The following is a 12,873-nucleotide window of genomic DNA, read 5'->3' as shown; positions in this document are numbered from 1 at the left end:
AGCCTACCCCCGCCGCAATTCACCGTCGAGGAAGGCAGCCACGTCGCGCAGTTCGACGTCTCTTGCCAGGAATGCCGCGCCGATTCCCCTCAGGAGGACGAAAGGCAGAGTCCCGCCTTCCATCTTCTTGTCGTGCTGCATGTGGCTCGCCAGCACGCTGCCGTCGCATTCGAGGCCGAGTTCGGCGATTTCGGAAGGCAGCCCCGCAGCCGTGACGGCGCGGGCGATCCGATCAGCTTCGGCGAAGGACACCAGGCCTTTCCGCGCAGAGTAGCGCGCGGCCAGGACCATGCCGAGCGCCACTGCCTCGCCGTGCAGCAGCCGGTCACCGAAGCCGGTTTCCGCTTCCAGCGCGTGACCGAATGTGTGGCCAAGGTTGAGCAAAGCTCGCGCGCCCGTTGTCTCCCGCTCGTCCTCGGCGACGATGGCGGCCTTCATGCCCACGCTGGTTGCCACCGCGTGTTCCAGGGGCACCTCATCGAGCGAAAGGACGGCCGTGCCGTTGTCGAGGAGCCATTCGAAAAACGCGGCGCTGCCCAGCACGCCGTACTTGAGGACCTCGGCAAAACCGGCTCTCAGTTCGCGCGCCGGGAGTGTCCGCAGCGTGCCGAGATCCGCCAGCACCAGGGAAGGCTGGTGAAACGCGCCGACGAGGTTTTTGCCTGCCGGGGTGTTGATCGCCGTCTTGCCGCCGACGGAGCTGTCCACCTGTGCCAGCAGGGTGGTGGGCAACTGGACGAAGCCGCATCCGCGCTTGAGGATAGCGGAGGCAAAGCCAACGAGATCCCCGACCACCCCGCCGCCCAGTGCGACGACATGATCGCTACGCTCGACGCGCTCCGACAGCAGCCAGTCGGTCAGGGCGGAAAGACCCTCCCAGCTTTTCGAGCCTTCTCCGGGCTCCACGATGTAGAGCGATGCTTCCCTGCCGACGGCTTCGAGCCCGGCCCGGAGGCGCTCGCCGTGATGGGTCCAGGCATTGCGGTCGCAAACGACCGGGACCCGCGCCTTGCGGGTAAACGGGGCTAGCGCCTCGCCGGCGGAATCGAGCAGCGACCAGCCGATCTCGACGCGGTAGCTGCGGCCGGCAAGCGAGACGGGAACTACAGCCATCGATCGATCGCCTCGATTATCTGGAGGGCGGTTTCGGCGAGCGGATCCTGGCCGCTTGTCACCCTGATGGGCGCCTGTGCATAGAATGGCTCTCGCTCGCGCCGGAGCCGTTCCAGGATTTCCGCCGGATCGCCGCTCTTGAGCAACGGGCGGGTGTTGCGCCGCGATGTGCGCTGAACCAGCGTGGGGATGTCGCAATCGATCCACACGGCGATTGCCTTGTCGAGGATCAGCGCGCGCGTCTGCGGGTCCACGAATGCGCCGCCCCCGGTGGCGATCACGCCATGGTTTTCCTCGATCAAGCGAGCGATCACGCGGCGCTCACCGTCTCGAAAGTGGGGCTCGCCGTACCGTTCGAAGATATCGGCGATGCTCATGGTGGCGGCTTCTTCGATCGCGTGGTCCGCATCGACGAAATCGAGGTTGAGCAGTGCGGCAAGCTTGCGGCCCACGGTCGTCTTCCCAGCGCCCATCAGGCCGACCAGCACGACAGGCCGATCGATCCGGCGCGCTATGCCGCCGATCTCGGCGGGGGTGAGGGCAGCGGTGTCGGGGCGCATTGCCGCCTCGCCTATAGATGCGCTAGGGGCGGTGCAACCGTGCAGGGCATGATGGCCCTGACGCTCGTTGCGCAGAGGAAAGGGTCGCATTCTTGGCGATGACCGGCAAACGGATTGGCTGGACCGCAGCGGCGCTGTTCGCGCTGCTGCTCGTCTATGCATGGATCGACGGCGGGGAGGAGCCGCTGCGTCCGCTCAGCGAACCGGTCGAATTGCCGGCAGGCGTACGATGAGACGGCTTGTCGCACTCGTCGGCGGAGCCGCGACGCTGGCGTTGGCCTCAGGCCTCGCGGTGGCGCAAAGCGCGCCGGAATCGCTCCTGCCTCCCGGCTTCGACGAACCCAAGCCGGGCCCGACCGCGACCGCGACCGGGGCTCCCGCTCCCGGACCGCGCTCCTCGGGGCAGCCCGGGGCGCCCGTTGGCGAGGCGACCTCCATCCCGGTGATCCAGCCCATTCCGGGAGCAGGCAGCAAGCGGGAAGCGCCGGGCGCGGCGCCCGAGCTACCCGCTTTCGCCGGCAAGCTTCCCTCTCTCGACGAAATCGAGAAGATGTCGACCGACGAACTCGACGAACTTCTCGGTTTGAAGCCCAAGGTCGACATTCCCCCCGGCGCTCGCCGATCGCTCGAGCAGGTCGGCGTGCTGGCTCCTTCCGAAGGCGGACTGCCGACGTTCTCGTTGGCCAACCAGCCCGCCTCGCTGGTGCGTGCGGCGCTCACGGGGGCAAAGGGGCCGGTCGTTTCGCGCTGGGGCCACGTTCTCCTGCGACGCGCGCTGGCGAGCCGCCTTGCTTCTCCGGACGGCATGGACCCGGCCGATTTCGCCGCACTGCGGATCGCCGCGCTCAATGCGATGGGAGAATTCACCGCCGCCCGTGCCATCGCGCAGGATGTCGACACGGCGGAGTGGAACCCGGCGCTGACCAATGCGGCTTTGGATGCCTACATCGGCACTGCCGATCTCGTGGGCGCCTGTCCTGCCGTCCGGCTGCAGGGCAGCGGCCGCGAGGACGCCAACTGGCGCCTGCTGCAGGGCATCTGCAATGCCTTTTCGGGCGAGGCCGCCCGCGCCAAGGCGGACCTCAACCGGGTCCGCAGCCGCGGGCAGGCAGCCTCCATCGATGCCCTGCTTGCGCAGCGCTATGCGGGGGCTGCCGGACAGGGACGCGGGGCTGTGACGATCGAGTGGGACGGCGTCGACGAACTGACCCCCATGCGTTTCGCCCTGGCGAATGCGGTGGGCGAGCCGGTGCCCGACGGCCTGCTCGAGAGCGCGACGCCATATTACAGCCGGGTCTCCGCAGTGGCGCCGATGCTCGCATTGCCCCAGCGGATCGCTGCCTCCGACCTGGCGGCGCGCGAGGGTATCCTATCGTCCGCGGCGCTTATCGATCTTTATTCGATGGCCTACGCGGAGGAGGATCTCGAAGGTCCCGCAGCGACCCTGGCTGGGCGGTTGCGGCAGGCCTACGTCGGCGCCGATGCCGCCGCGCGAATGGACGCGATCCGCGACGTGTGGGGCGAACGCGACGCCGGCAAGATCGGCTACGCGCGCCTGATCCTCACGGCCTACGCCGCTGCTCGGCTTGAGCCGAATGAGGACTTTGCCGACGACGCCGGCCCCCTGCTTGCGGCAATGCTTTCGGCGGGGTTGGAACGGGATGCGTTGCGCTGGGCGGACGTGGTGCCGCAGGGCAGCGCCGGGTGGGCCCAGCTGGTGTTCGCTGCGCCGAGCCGCAACGCTGTCTCTTCGGGCGCTGTCGATGACTTCGTCAGCGACGACGACAGTGCCGGTAAACGCCGTTCCCAGTTTCTGATCGCAGGTCTGGCCGGGCTGGGCCGGATCGATGGGGGAGACGCGAAGAGTTATTCGGCCGACCTCAAGATGCGGCTGAACAGTGCGACCCCATGGACACGTGCCATCGACGGCGCCGCCGCCGTGGACAACCAGGCGCTCGTCGCGCTGCTGGCGGGCCTGGGGATGCAGGGCGAGGGCTGGGATCGCATGACCGCCCGGCACCTTTACCATATCGTCAGCGCGCTCAATCGCGTGGGACTTTCGGCCGAGGCCAGGATGATCGCCGCGGAGGCGGTCGCCCGCGCGTGACCGCTGTTCTGGCGGTTCGATAGCGACGTGGCCGCGATCGACGACTTCCTCGCCATGCTCGCCGCGGAGCGGGGAGCGGCGGTGAACACGCTGGCGGCCTACCGGCGCGACCTGGAGCAGGCAGAGCAGCAAATCGGGGACCTCGCAAACGCGGACGGCGCGCGCCTTTCCGGATTGCAGAAGGCCTGGTCGGGCCTCGCCCCCACGAGCGTTGCACGCAAAGCTTCGGCGCTGCGGCAGTTCTATGGCTTTCTGGTCGACGAGGGAAAGCGCGCCGACGATCCGAGCAGTGCCCTTCCGCGCCCTGCGCCCCGGCGGTCCTTGCCCCGGATCCTTTCGCACTTCGAGGTCGAGACGCTGTTCCAGCAGGCCGAGAGCGAGGCTGCGGCTGAGCGTCCTTCCGCATTAAGGATGCTCGCGCTGCTGGAACTCCTTTACGGCTCCGGCCTGCGGGCCACCGAGCTTGTTTCCCTGCCAATTTCCGCCGTGCCGCGGGACGCGCCCTTGCTGACCGTCACCGGCAAGGGTGGACAATCGCGGATGGTGCCGGTGAGCGGCGCGGCGCGATCTGCCCTGTCGCGCTGGCTGGCGGTGCGCACCGCTGAAGGTCCGGCGGACCGCTACCTGTTTCCATCGCGCGGGGGCAAGCATCTCACGCGGGTGCGGCTGTTCCAGCTTCTCAAGGAACTGGCGATGCGCGCCGGGATCGCGCCCGAGAAGGTGAGCCCTCACGTGCTTCGCCACGCCTTTGCGACGCACCTGCTGGAAGGGGGAGCGGACTTGCGCGTGCTGCAGACGCTGCTCGGGCATGCCGATATCGCGACCACGCAAATCTACACCCACGTGGATTCGGCCCGGCTGGTAGCCCTTGTGAACGAGCGGCATCCGCTTGCGCGCGCGCGCCGGGGCGACTAGCTGCCGTGCCCATGCAGTCCTACCTCGAATTCGAGAAGCCGGTCGCCCAGCTCGACAAGCAGATCGCCGAATTGCGCTCCGCCTCGACGGGCGAGGATGTCGACATCTCGAGCGAGATTGCGCGCCTCGAATCCAAGAGCGCCGATCTCCTTGCCAGCACCTACCGTGCTTTGACGCCGTGGCAGAAAACGCAGGTCGCGCGCCACCCGGGCCGCCCGCACTTCCGCGATTATGTCGCTCACGCCTTCGATGAATTCGTTCCGCTCGGGGGCGACCGCCTCTATGGCGATGACCAGGCGATCCTCGGCGGGCTCGCAAGCCTCGCCGGGCGCAGGGTGGTGCTCATCGGTCACGAGAAGGGTCACGATACCGAGACCCGCATCCGCCACAACTTCGGGATGGGCAAGCCGGAAGGCTACCGCAAGGCGATCCGTCTGATGGAGCTTGCCGGGCGCTTCGGGCTGCCGGTGGTGACGCTGGTGGACACCTCGGGCGCCTTTCCTGGCATCGAGGCGGAAGAGCGCGGCCAGGCGGAAGCGATCGCCCGTTCTACCGAGGCTTGCCTTGCGCTCCCGGTGCCGATGGTCGCGGTGATCGTGGGTGAGGGCGGGTCGGGCGGGGCGGTCGCCCTGGCGAGCGCCGAGCGCGTATTGATGATGGAGCACGCGGTCTATTCGGTGATCAGCCCTGAGGGCTGCGCATCGATTCTGTGGCGAACCGCCGAGAAAGCGCCCGATGCGGCCGAGGCGATGAAGGTCACCGCGCAACATCTCGAGCGGCTGGGTGTGATCGACCGCATCGTCCCGGAGCCCGTTGGCGGTGCCCACCGCGACCCGGCTGCGGCCGCGCGTGCACTCGGCCAGGCGATCGGCGAGGAACTCGACGCGCTCGCCGCGCTCGACCCGGCGATGCTTCGCCGCAAGCGAGAAGACCGGTTCCTCGCCATCGGCGCCGACTGACCGAGTTTCCCAAGGGAACCAAGCCCGCTTGGTGCGGGTTCCACGGCCAGAACAAAAACCGCGGCGGGCGGTGGGTCGCCGTGCATGCCTTGGAAAGGACCAGACATGACATTCAACCGCAGAAGCCTGCGCACACTGCTGCTCGTCACCAGCACGGCGGGGCTTTTCCTGAGCGGCTGCGCGACGACCGCGGATGCCGCCGGCACCGGCGCGCAGGCCGCCACCATCAGCCAGGCAGAAGCGCGTCAGGGTGCCGAGGCCCATCCCCAGCTTCTCCAGGAGTTTGGCGGGGCGATGACCGGTCCGCAGGCCCAGTACGTCGAACAGGTGGGCAAGAACATCGCGGTCCAATCCAGCCTGTCCAACGCGCGCGATGCGTTCACCGTTTCGCTGCTCAATAGCTCGGTCAACAACGCCTTCGCCATTCCCGGTGGCTATATCTACACCACGCGTCAGCTCGTCGGCCTGATGAACAACGAAGCCGAACTCGCCGGGGTGCTGGGTCACGAAGTGGGGCACGTCGCCGCCCGGCACGCCCAACGCCGCCAGAGCGCCGCGACCAAGAATTCCCTTCTCGGCGCTCTGGGTTCGATCCTGGCCGGCGCGGTCCTTGGCAACAGCCAGATCGGCCAGGCGATTAGCAGCGGCATCCAGCAAGGATCACAGTTGCTGACGCTGAAGTTCTCGCGCAGCCAGGAGGTCGAGGCCGATGGCTTGGGCATCCAGTACCTTAGGAGCGCGGGATACGATCCGCATGCGATGGCGACCGTCCTCCAGAGTCTTGCAATGCAGAACGCGCTGGACGCCTCGCTCCAGGGGCGGAGCAACGCGACGGTGCCCGAATGGGCATCGACTCACCCGGATCCGGCGAGCCGCGTGCAGGGCGCGCTCCGCCTGGCGGGGAACGCGACCGGCGTTACGAATCGCGACACGTTCCTCAGCCGGATCGACGGCCTGGTTTACGGCGACGATCCTGCGCAAGGGGTGATCGAGGGTAGCCAGTTCATCCACCCCGGCTACCGCCTGGCCTTTACCGCGCCAGGGGGGTTCTACATGGTCAACGGGACCCAGGCAGTCAGCATCCAGGGGCAGAGCGGCCAGGGGCAGCTCACCACCGCGTCCTATAATGGCAATCTGGAAAACTATGTGCGGCAGGCTTTCGCCTCGCTCAGCCAGAACCAGCAGATTGCGCCGCAGGAGCTGCAGCGAACCACCGTGAATGGCATCCCGGCGATGTACGGGACCGCGCGCGTCAACACCGGCAATGGCCAGGTCGACGTGGTGGTGTTCGCTTACGAGTTCTCGAACAGCCAGGCGTTCCACTTCGTGACAATCAGCCAGGCGGGACGTTCGTCGGTATTTTCGCCGATGTTCAATTCGATGCGTCGGATCAGCGCCAACGAGGCGGCGCAGGTAATCCCCCGCGTGATCGACGTGGTGACAGTGGGACCGCGCGATACGATCCAGTCGCTGGCGGCGCGAATGGCCTATACCGATGCGCAGGAGCAGCGCTTCCGCGTGCTCAACGGGCTTTCGTCCGGACAGACCCTGCAGGTTGGCCAGAAAGTGAAGCTGGTGGTTCGCGGACGCTAGCCGCACATAAAAAGAAAGGCGGCGGGATCGCTCCCGCCGCCTGACTTTTGCAAGATAGCAGGCCTTAGTTGCCCTTGGCGACTTCGGTGCCGACCTTGGTGAACGTGCCGCTCAGGCTGGTGCCCAGGCTGGTCATGGCGGTGATCGCGGCAACCGCGATGAGGGCGGCGATCAGGCCGTATTCGATGGCGGTGGCGCCCGCTTCGTCGCGGACGAGATTCTTGATGAACTGCATTTGAAATCTCCTGGTTCAGTCTTCGGCTACCCGGCCCCCGCCGCAACCCAAATTTCGCGGTGTGGGCATGTCGGTGTTAAGGAGGATTGGTTGAAAAACTCCTAACCCCGGTCTCACTTGGTGTTGGCCCCTTCAACCTTGGTCGAGACGTTGGTCCACATCGAAATCGTCTCGATTCCGAAGTTCTGGACCGCCGCGATCATGGCCATAAAGATCAGGGCCAGTATCAGACCGTATTCGACGGCGGTGGCCCCCGAAATGTCGCTGGCAATCCGTTTCATGAGGTTGCGCATCGGCATTCTGTGTTGTCCGTCGAAAACTGTCTGACTTTCGCTTTCTGGGCCTCACCCGTTAAGAAAAGGTTTCCGGAGCGGATCGAAGTGACAAAAAACCCGACAACGATGGCTGTCGTGGCGGCGGCGATCACCGATGGCGAAGGCCGGTGGCTCCTGCAGAAGCGGCCCCATGGAAAGCGTCACGCGGGCCTGTGGGAGTTTCCGGGAGGCAAGGTCGAGCCCGCGGAAACCCACGCTCAGGCGTTGGTCCGCGAGCTTAACGAGGAGTTGACCATCGTTGTGCCAGGCATGGGTTTCGCACCGGTCGGCCGGGCAGAAGGCGCTCCAGGGGAAGGTGAGCCAGCGATTGTCATAACCCTTTACAAAGTGACCGCCTGGGCCGGTACGCCCCGGGCAGAGCCGGACGCGGAGTTGCGCTGGTCAACACCTGACGAGATCGTGCTTCTCCCTTTGCCGCCTCTGGACCGCCACCTTGCCATGCAGCTTTTTGGCGATGCCCGGCAGGATGCCTGATAAGGGATTGCCAAGGTGGAGGGACGACCCTATGTGCCGCCCTCCAATGCGCGCCCGTAGCTCAGCTGGATAGAGCATCAGACTACGAATCTGAGGGTCGGACGTTCGAATCGTTCCGGGCGCGCCATCATTTCAGGCCGTCTCCCGCACAGGGGGGGCGGCCTGAAATGCTTTCGGGGCTTTTTTCCGGAGGGCTGTCCGGAGAATTGGACGCCTCTCTTGCTACGCACCGCCCGTCCTGACAGTTGTCGCCTCAAGCAGGCGACGTCAGGCAACGAGGGGTGATGGTTTGAGCGGCGAAAGGCCCATGGCCGACGAAGGCGGGTGCACCGACGATTCGGAGCGCGACGCTTCGATCGAACCAGGCGTCTGGCGATTCGCAAAAGTCGAGCGCGCCAGCGTAATCATCGATGCCGAAGACTATTTCGCGATCATGCAGAAGGCGATGCTGAACGCCCGGCAGCGCATCATGCTGGTCGGATGGGACTTCGATACCCGCATCCACCTCGCGGTCGGCCGCCGATGGTTCAGCCGCCCGTTCCGTCGCAAGTACCCGCGCCGCCTCGGCAGTTTCCTGATGTGGCTTGCGCGGCATCAAAACGGCCTCGAGATCCGCGTGCTCAAATGGGGGCTGGGGGTCTTCCAGTTCCTCGCGCGCGGCTACATGATTGCCGATGTCCTGCGCATGGCGCAGTACAAGGGAATTACCTTCAAGTTCGACAACCGCCATCCGGTTGGCTGCTCGCACCACCAGAAGATCGCGGTCATCGACGACAAGCTGGCCGTGTGCGGCGGGATCGACATGACCCAGGACCGCTGGGACACGCGATCGCACGAAGAGAACGACCGCCGCCGCCGCCGACCGCATGGCCGCAAGTACGGCCCCTGGCACGATGCAACGATGATGATGGAAGGGGACGCCGCGCGCCAGCTCGGGATCCTCAGCCGCGAACGCTGGCACCGCGCCGGCGGGGAGCCGATCACCGAGATCGACGCCCCGGAGAAGAGCCTTTGGCCGGAGGACCTGCCGGTCCAGTTCGAGAACGTGGAGATCGGCATCGCGCGCACACGCGCGCGATATGAGGAATGCTCCGAAATCCGCGAGATCGAGCAACTCCTCCTCGACCAGATCGCGGGGGCGAAGAAGTTCATCTACAGCGAGAACCAGTACCTCACCTCCCCGAAGATCGCAGAAGCGATCGGCAAGCGGCTGAAAGAGCCGGACCCGCCTGAAATCGTCTTAGTCCAACCGCTGGTGGCGGATGGCTGGCTCGAGCAGCAGGCGATGGATTACGCGCGGGCGCTGCTGGTGCGCGGGCTCAACGAGCTCGACCACAGGAACCGTTTCGGGCTGTTCAACCCGTTCACGGGCGAAACCCCGATATACGTCCATGCCAAGCTGACGATCTTCGACGACCAGGTGCTGCGCATCGGGTCGGCCAATTTCAACAACCGCTCGATGGGCCTCGACAGCGAGTGCGACGTGTTCATCGATTGCGCCCGTCCCGGCAACGCGCACGCCTGCGACGCGATCGAGGCGCTGCGTCATTCCCTGCTCGCCGAACATTGCGGCATCGAGCAGGAGGAAGTGGCACGGCAACTGCGGAGCGGGGCCACGATGCTCGATCTCATCTACGAGCATGGACAGCGCAATTCGCGCAGTCTGCGGCCTTTCGACCCGCCGAAAGTGGACGAAGTGCGCAAGACCGTTGCCGGATCTCAGGTGCTCGATCCCGAGAAGCCGGAGGAGATGTTCGAACCGTTTGCCAAGGGCGGCCTGTTGAAGCAGGGCAGCCTCATGAGGCGCGCCTATGACCGCGCGAAAAGGGGAATACACCGATGAGCAGCCTGGTCGGCCCGGATGAAGACGATCCCACCGGCAAGCCGCCTGTACCGGAGCACGTGCAGGAAGCGATCCGCACGGTGATCCGCTGGGCGGGCGACGATCCGACGCGCGAAGGCCTGCTCGACACGCCGAGCCGCGTGGCGCGCGCGTGGAAGGAATATTGCCTGGGATACGGGGAAGACCCCTCGGTCCACCTGAGCCGGGTGTTCGACGAAGTCGGCGGATACAATGAAATCGTCCTGCTCAAGGACATCCCGTTCCAGAGCCATTGCGAACACCACATGGCGCCTATCATCGGACGCGCGGCGATCGCATACCTGCCGAACGACCGGGTGGTCGGCATCAGCAAGCTCGCCCGCGTTCTGCATGGCTTCGCCCGCCGCCTGCAGGTGCAGGAGCGGCTCACCGCGCAAGTGGCCGACTGCATTTGGGAGCACCTCCATCCGCAAGGTGTGGCGGTGGTAATCGAGGCGTCGCACAGCTGCATGACCGCCCGCGGCGTTCGCACGCCCGGTGTCAGCATGATCACCAGCCGGATGATGGGCACTTTCCTCGAAGATTCGCGCAGCCGGGAGGAAGTGCTGAAGCTGATGGGCTATTGATACGAGAAGGGCCGCGGCAGACGATGCCGCGGCCCCGATCGTTCAAGATCAGCCGGTCACAGCTGCCCGAGCATGTGCTCAGCGCTCGAGACCGAGAAATCGCCCGGCTGCTCGACGTTCAATTCCTTCACGACGCCATCATCGACGATCATCGAGAAGCGCTGGCCGCGCTTGCCGAGACCGAAACCGGAACCATCCATCGTCAAGCCCAGGGCTTCTGCGAACTCGCCGTTGCCGTCCGCCAGCATGGTGATATCCTCGCTTCCGGCGGCCTTGTTCCATGCACCCATGACGAATGCATCGTTGACCGCAGTAGCAGCGATTTCATCGACGCCCTTCGCCTTCAGCTCGGCGGCCTTTTCGACGTAGCCCGGTAGGTGGCGCGCCGAGCAGGTCGGCGTGAAGGCGCCGGGAACCGAGAACAGCGCAACCTTCTTGCCGGCGAAGTAGTCCGAGCTCTGCACCGCCTCGGGTCCGTTCTCGGTCGCCTTGGTCAGCTTCACGTCGGGCAGCTTGTCGCCTACCTTGATCGTCATCGTCCTAAATCCTCTTTGCAATCCCGTCCGCGCCCGGCCCCGGAGATAGCGAGCGCTCGCTCGCGCGCAAGCCGGGGAGCGCAGCCGAGCGAGATATAAAGGAACCTTTATATTTGCTTTCGGAGCCGTCCGAAGCTAGGGCGCAGCCGATTCCCCCATTGGAGATTTACCCGTGGCCACTTCTGCCCAGACGCTTACCCGCGACTACGTCATCCAGGACATCAACCTCGCCGATTACGGCCGCGCCGAAATCGCGATCGCCGAAACCGAGATGCCCGGCCTGATGGCGCTGCGCGAGGAGTATGGCGCCTCGCAGCCGCTCAAGGGCGCGCGGATCACCGGCTCCCTCCACATGACCATCCAGACCGCGGTGCTGATCGAAACGCTGACGGCTCTCGGCGCCGAAGTGCGGTGGGCGACCTGCAACATCTTCTCCACCCAGGATCACGCGGCCGCCGCGATCGCCGCCAGCGGCGTTCCGGTGTTCGCCGTCAAGGGGGAGAGCCTGGCCGATTACTGGGACTATGTCGGGCGCATCTTCGACTGGGGCGATGACACCACCTGCAACCTGATCCTCGACGACGGCGGGGATGCGACGATGTTCGCGCTGTGGGGCGCACGGCTGGAAGCGGGCGAGACGATGCCCGAGCCGAGCAACGCCGAAGAAATCGAGATGCAGCGCGCTCTCAAGGCGTTCGTGAAAGCCAAGCCGGGTTACCTCACCCGGACGGTCAAGGCGATCAAGGGCGTTTCGGAAGAGACGACGACCGGCGTGCATCGCCTCTACCACATCGCCAAGCAGGGCAAGCTGCCGTTCCCCGCGATCAACGTGAACGACAGCGTTACCAAGTCGAAGTTCGACAACCTCTATGGCTGCAAGGAATCGCTGGTCGACGCAATTCGCCGCGCAACCGACGTGATGCTCGCGGGCAAGGTCGCCTGCGTCGCCGGCTTCGGCGATGTCGGCAAGGGCTCGGCCGATTCGCTTCGCAATGGCGGCGCGCGCGTGATGGTCACCGAGATCGACCCCATCTGCGCGCTGCAGGCGGCGATGGAAGGTTTCGAGGTCGTGACGATGGAAGAAGCGGTCAAGCGCTGCGACATCTTCGTCACCACCACCGGCAACGAGGACGTGATCACCGCTGAGCACATGAAGGCGATGAAGCCGATGAGCATCGTGTGCAACATCGGCCACTTCGACAGCGAGATCCAGATCAGCGCGCTCGACAACTACGACTGGCAGGAAATCAAGCCGGGCACGGATGTCGTCACGTTCCCCGATGGCAAGAAGATCATCATCCTGGCCAAGGGCCGCCTGGTGAACCTGGGCTGCGCCACCGGCCACCCCAGCTTCGTGATGAGCTGCTCGTTCACCAACCAGACGCTCGCGCAGATCGAGCTGTTCACAAAGGGCGACGAGTACGAGAATCAGGTTTACGTGCTGCCCAAGCACCTCGACGAAAAGGTCGCCGCGCTGCACCTCGAAAAGCTGGGCGTCCAGCTGACCAAGCTGAGCCAGCAACAGGCCGATTACATCGGTGTGCCGGTTGAAGGTCCGTTCAAGCCGGATCATTACCGCTACTAAGTTGCTCGTTACC

At 65.5% G+C, this 12,873-nt stretch carries 14 protein-coding genes and 1 tRNA gene; 10 read left to right on the top strand and 5 right to left on the bottom strand.

Annotated features, from left to right (window positions below; translation table 11 throughout):
* Positions 1–3 precede the first annotated feature (3 nt).
* Together aroB and IEW58_RS06685 are read right to left on the bottom strand one after the other, a co-directional pair.
* Positions 4–1,113, bottom strand: coding sequence for a 3-dehydroquinate synthase (gene aroB / locus IEW58_RS06690; RefSeq protein ID WP_188644419.1), 1,110 nt, complete (start codon positions 1,111–1,113; stop codon positions 4–6).
* Positions 1,104–1,673: a shikimate kinase gene (locus IEW58_RS06685; protein ID WP_188644418.1), complete on the bottom strand. Its 570-nt coding sequence runs from the start codon at positions 1,671–1,673 to the stop codon at positions 1,104–1,106. The genes aroB and IEW58_RS06685 overlap by 10 nt, the downstream gene beginning before the upstream one ends.
* A 98-nt stretch (positions 1,674–1,771) precedes the next feature.
* Between IEW58_RS06685 and IEW58_RS13950 the strand changes: the two genes are divergently transcribed.
* The 5 genes from IEW58_RS13950 (at position 1,772) to IEW58_RS06660 (ending at position 7,247) form a co-directional block, all read left to right on the top strand.
* Positions 1,772–1,906 (top strand): hypothetical protein, encoded by a 135-nt coding sequence (locus tag IEW58_RS13950; protein WP_268237102.1) that lies wholly within the window; start codon positions 1,772–1,774, stop codon positions 1,904–1,906.
* On the top strand, positions 1,903–3,780 hold the full coding sequence (locus tag IEW58_RS06675; protein ID WP_188644416.1) for a hypothetical protein: 1,878 nt from the start codon (positions 1,903–1,905) through the stop codon (positions 3,778–3,780). Before IEW58_RS13950 ends, IEW58_RS06675 begins: the two co-directional genes overlap by 4 nt.
* Before the next feature lie 27 nt (positions 3,781–3,807).
* Positions 3,808–4,695, top strand: a complete 888-nt coding sequence (locus IEW58_RS06670) for a tyrosine recombinase (RefSeq protein ID WP_188644415.1) — start codon at positions 3,808–3,810, stop codon at positions 4,693–4,695.
* An 11-nt stretch (positions 4,696–4,706) separates the two neighbouring features.
* On the top strand, positions 4,707–5,654 hold the full coding sequence (locus IEW58_RS06665) for an acetyl-CoA carboxylase carboxyltransferase subunit alpha (protein ID WP_188644414.1): 948 nt from the start codon (positions 4,707–4,709) through the stop codon (positions 5,652–5,654).
* 105 nt (positions 5,655–5,759) lie between these two features.
* On the top strand, positions 5,760–7,247 hold the full coding sequence (locus IEW58_RS06660; protein ID WP_188644413.1) for a M48 family metalloprotease: 1,488 nt from the start codon (positions 5,760–5,762) through the stop codon (positions 7,245–7,247).
* 64 nt (positions 7,248–7,311) lie between these two features.
* Here the strand turns inward: IEW58_RS06660 and IEW58_RS06655 are convergent, their stop codons facing one another.
* Positions 7,312–7,482, bottom strand: coding sequence for a Flp family type IVb pilin (locus IEW58_RS06655; RefSeq protein WP_188644412.1), 171 nt, complete (start codon positions 7,480–7,482; stop codon positions 7,312–7,314).
* A 113-nt stretch (positions 7,483–7,595) separates the two neighbouring features.
* Positions 7,596–7,763 (bottom strand): Flp family type IVb pilin, encoded by a 168-nt coding sequence (locus tag IEW58_RS06650; protein ID WP_229658473.1) that lies wholly within the window; start codon positions 7,761–7,763, stop codon positions 7,596–7,598.
* A 120-nt stretch (positions 7,764–7,883) separates the two neighbouring features.
* Between IEW58_RS06650 and IEW58_RS06645 the strand changes: the two genes are divergently transcribed.
* The 4 genes from IEW58_RS06645 to folE all read left to right on the top strand — a co-directional run bounded on the left by IEW58_RS06645 (position 7,884) and on the right by folE (position 10,739).
* Positions 7,884–8,291 carry a (deoxy)nucleoside triphosphate pyrophosphohydrolase gene (locus tag IEW58_RS06645; protein ID WP_188644410.1) on the top strand — a complete coding sequence of 136 codons (408 nt, stop codon included), beginning with the start codon at positions 7,884–7,886 and terminating at the stop codon, positions 8,289–8,291.
* A 50-nt stretch (positions 8,292–8,341) separates the two neighbouring features.
* Positions 8,342–8,418, top strand: a tRNA-Arg gene (locus tag IEW58_RS06640).
* Between the two features lie 180 nt (positions 8,419–8,598).
* The gene (locus IEW58_RS06635) at positions 8,599–10,134 is read left to right on the top strand and encodes a phospholipase D-like domain-containing protein (protein ID WP_188644409.1); all 1,536 of its coding nucleotides are present in this window, start codon (positions 8,599–8,601) and stop codon (positions 10,132–10,134) included.
* On the top strand, positions 10,131–10,739 hold the full coding sequence (gene folE / locus IEW58_RS06630; protein WP_188644408.1) for a GTP cyclohydrolase I FolE: 609 nt from the start codon (positions 10,131–10,133) through the stop codon (positions 10,737–10,739). The genes IEW58_RS06635 and folE overlap by 4 nt, the downstream gene beginning before the upstream one ends.
* Before the next feature lie 56 nt (positions 10,740–10,795).
* On the opposite strand, the gene IEW58_RS06625 is transcribed toward folE, so the two are convergent.
* A complete protein-coding gene (locus IEW58_RS06625; RefSeq protein ID WP_188644407.1) occupies positions 10,796–11,275 on the bottom strand; it encodes a peroxiredoxin in 480 nt (159 codons plus the stop codon).
* 172 nt (positions 11,276–11,447) lie between these two features.
* On the opposite strand from IEW58_RS06625, the gene ahcY reads away from it, so the two are divergent.
* Entirely contained in the window at positions 11,448–12,860 is a 1,413-nt protein-coding gene (gene ahcY / locus IEW58_RS06620) for an adenosylhomocysteinase (RefSeq protein WP_188644406.1), read from the top strand.
* The last annotated feature ends 13 nt before the right edge of the window (positions 12,861–12,873 follow it).

This window comes from Tsuneonella deserti (assembly GCF_014644315.1).
Classification (GTDB): domain Bacteria; phylum Pseudomonadota; class Alphaproteobacteria; order Sphingomonadales; family Sphingomonadaceae; genus Tsuneonella; species Tsuneonella deserti.
This window is presented reverse-complemented; position numbering and strand designations above follow the sequence as displayed.

Bases quoted from the DNA above. Each gene is read 5' to 3' on its own strand.
- aroB (WP_188644419.1), bottom strand. From the start codon at position 1,113: ATGGCTGTAGTTCCCGTCTCGCTTGCCGGCCGCAGCTACCGCGTCGAG.
- IEW58_RS06685 (WP_188644418.1), bottom strand. From the start codon at position 1,673: ATGCGCCCCGACACCGCTGCCCTCACCCCCGCCGAGATCGGCGGCATA.
- IEW58_RS13950 (WP_268237102.1), top strand. From the start codon at position 1,772: ATGACCGGCAAACGGATTGGCTGGACCGCAGCGGCGCTGTTCGCGCTG.
- IEW58_RS06675 (WP_188644416.1), top strand. From the start codon at position 1,903: ATGAGACGGCTTGTCGCACTCGTCGGCGGAGCCGCGACGCTGGCGTTG.
- IEW58_RS06665 (WP_188644414.1), top strand. From the start codon at position 4,707: ATGCAGTCCTACCTCGAATTCGAGAAGCCGGTCGCCCAGCTCGACAAG.
- IEW58_RS06660 (WP_188644413.1), top strand. From the start codon at position 5,760: ATGACATTCAACCGCAGAAGCCTGCGCACACTGCTGCTCGTCACCAGC.
- IEW58_RS06655 (WP_188644412.1), bottom strand. From the start codon at position 7,482: ATGCAGTTCATCAAGAATCTCGTCCGCGACGAAGCGGGCGCCACCGCC.
- IEW58_RS06650 (WP_229658473.1), bottom strand. From the start codon at position 7,763: ATGAAACGGATTGCCAGCGACATTTCGGGGGCCACCGCCGTCGAATAC.
- IEW58_RS06645 (WP_188644410.1), top strand. From the start codon at position 7,884: ATGGCTGTCGTGGCGGCGGCGATCACCGATGGCGAAGGCCGGTGGCTC.
- IEW58_RS06635 (WP_188644409.1), top strand. From the start codon at position 8,599: ATGGCCGACGAAGGCGGGTGCACCGACGATTCGGAGCGCGACGCTTCG.
- folE (WP_188644408.1), top strand. From the start codon at position 10,131: ATGAGCAGCCTGGTCGGCCCGGATGAAGACGATCCCACCGGCAAGCCG.
- IEW58_RS06625 (WP_188644407.1), bottom strand. From the start codon at position 11,275: ATGACGATCAAGGTAGGCGACAAGCTGCCCGACGTGAAGCTGACCAAG.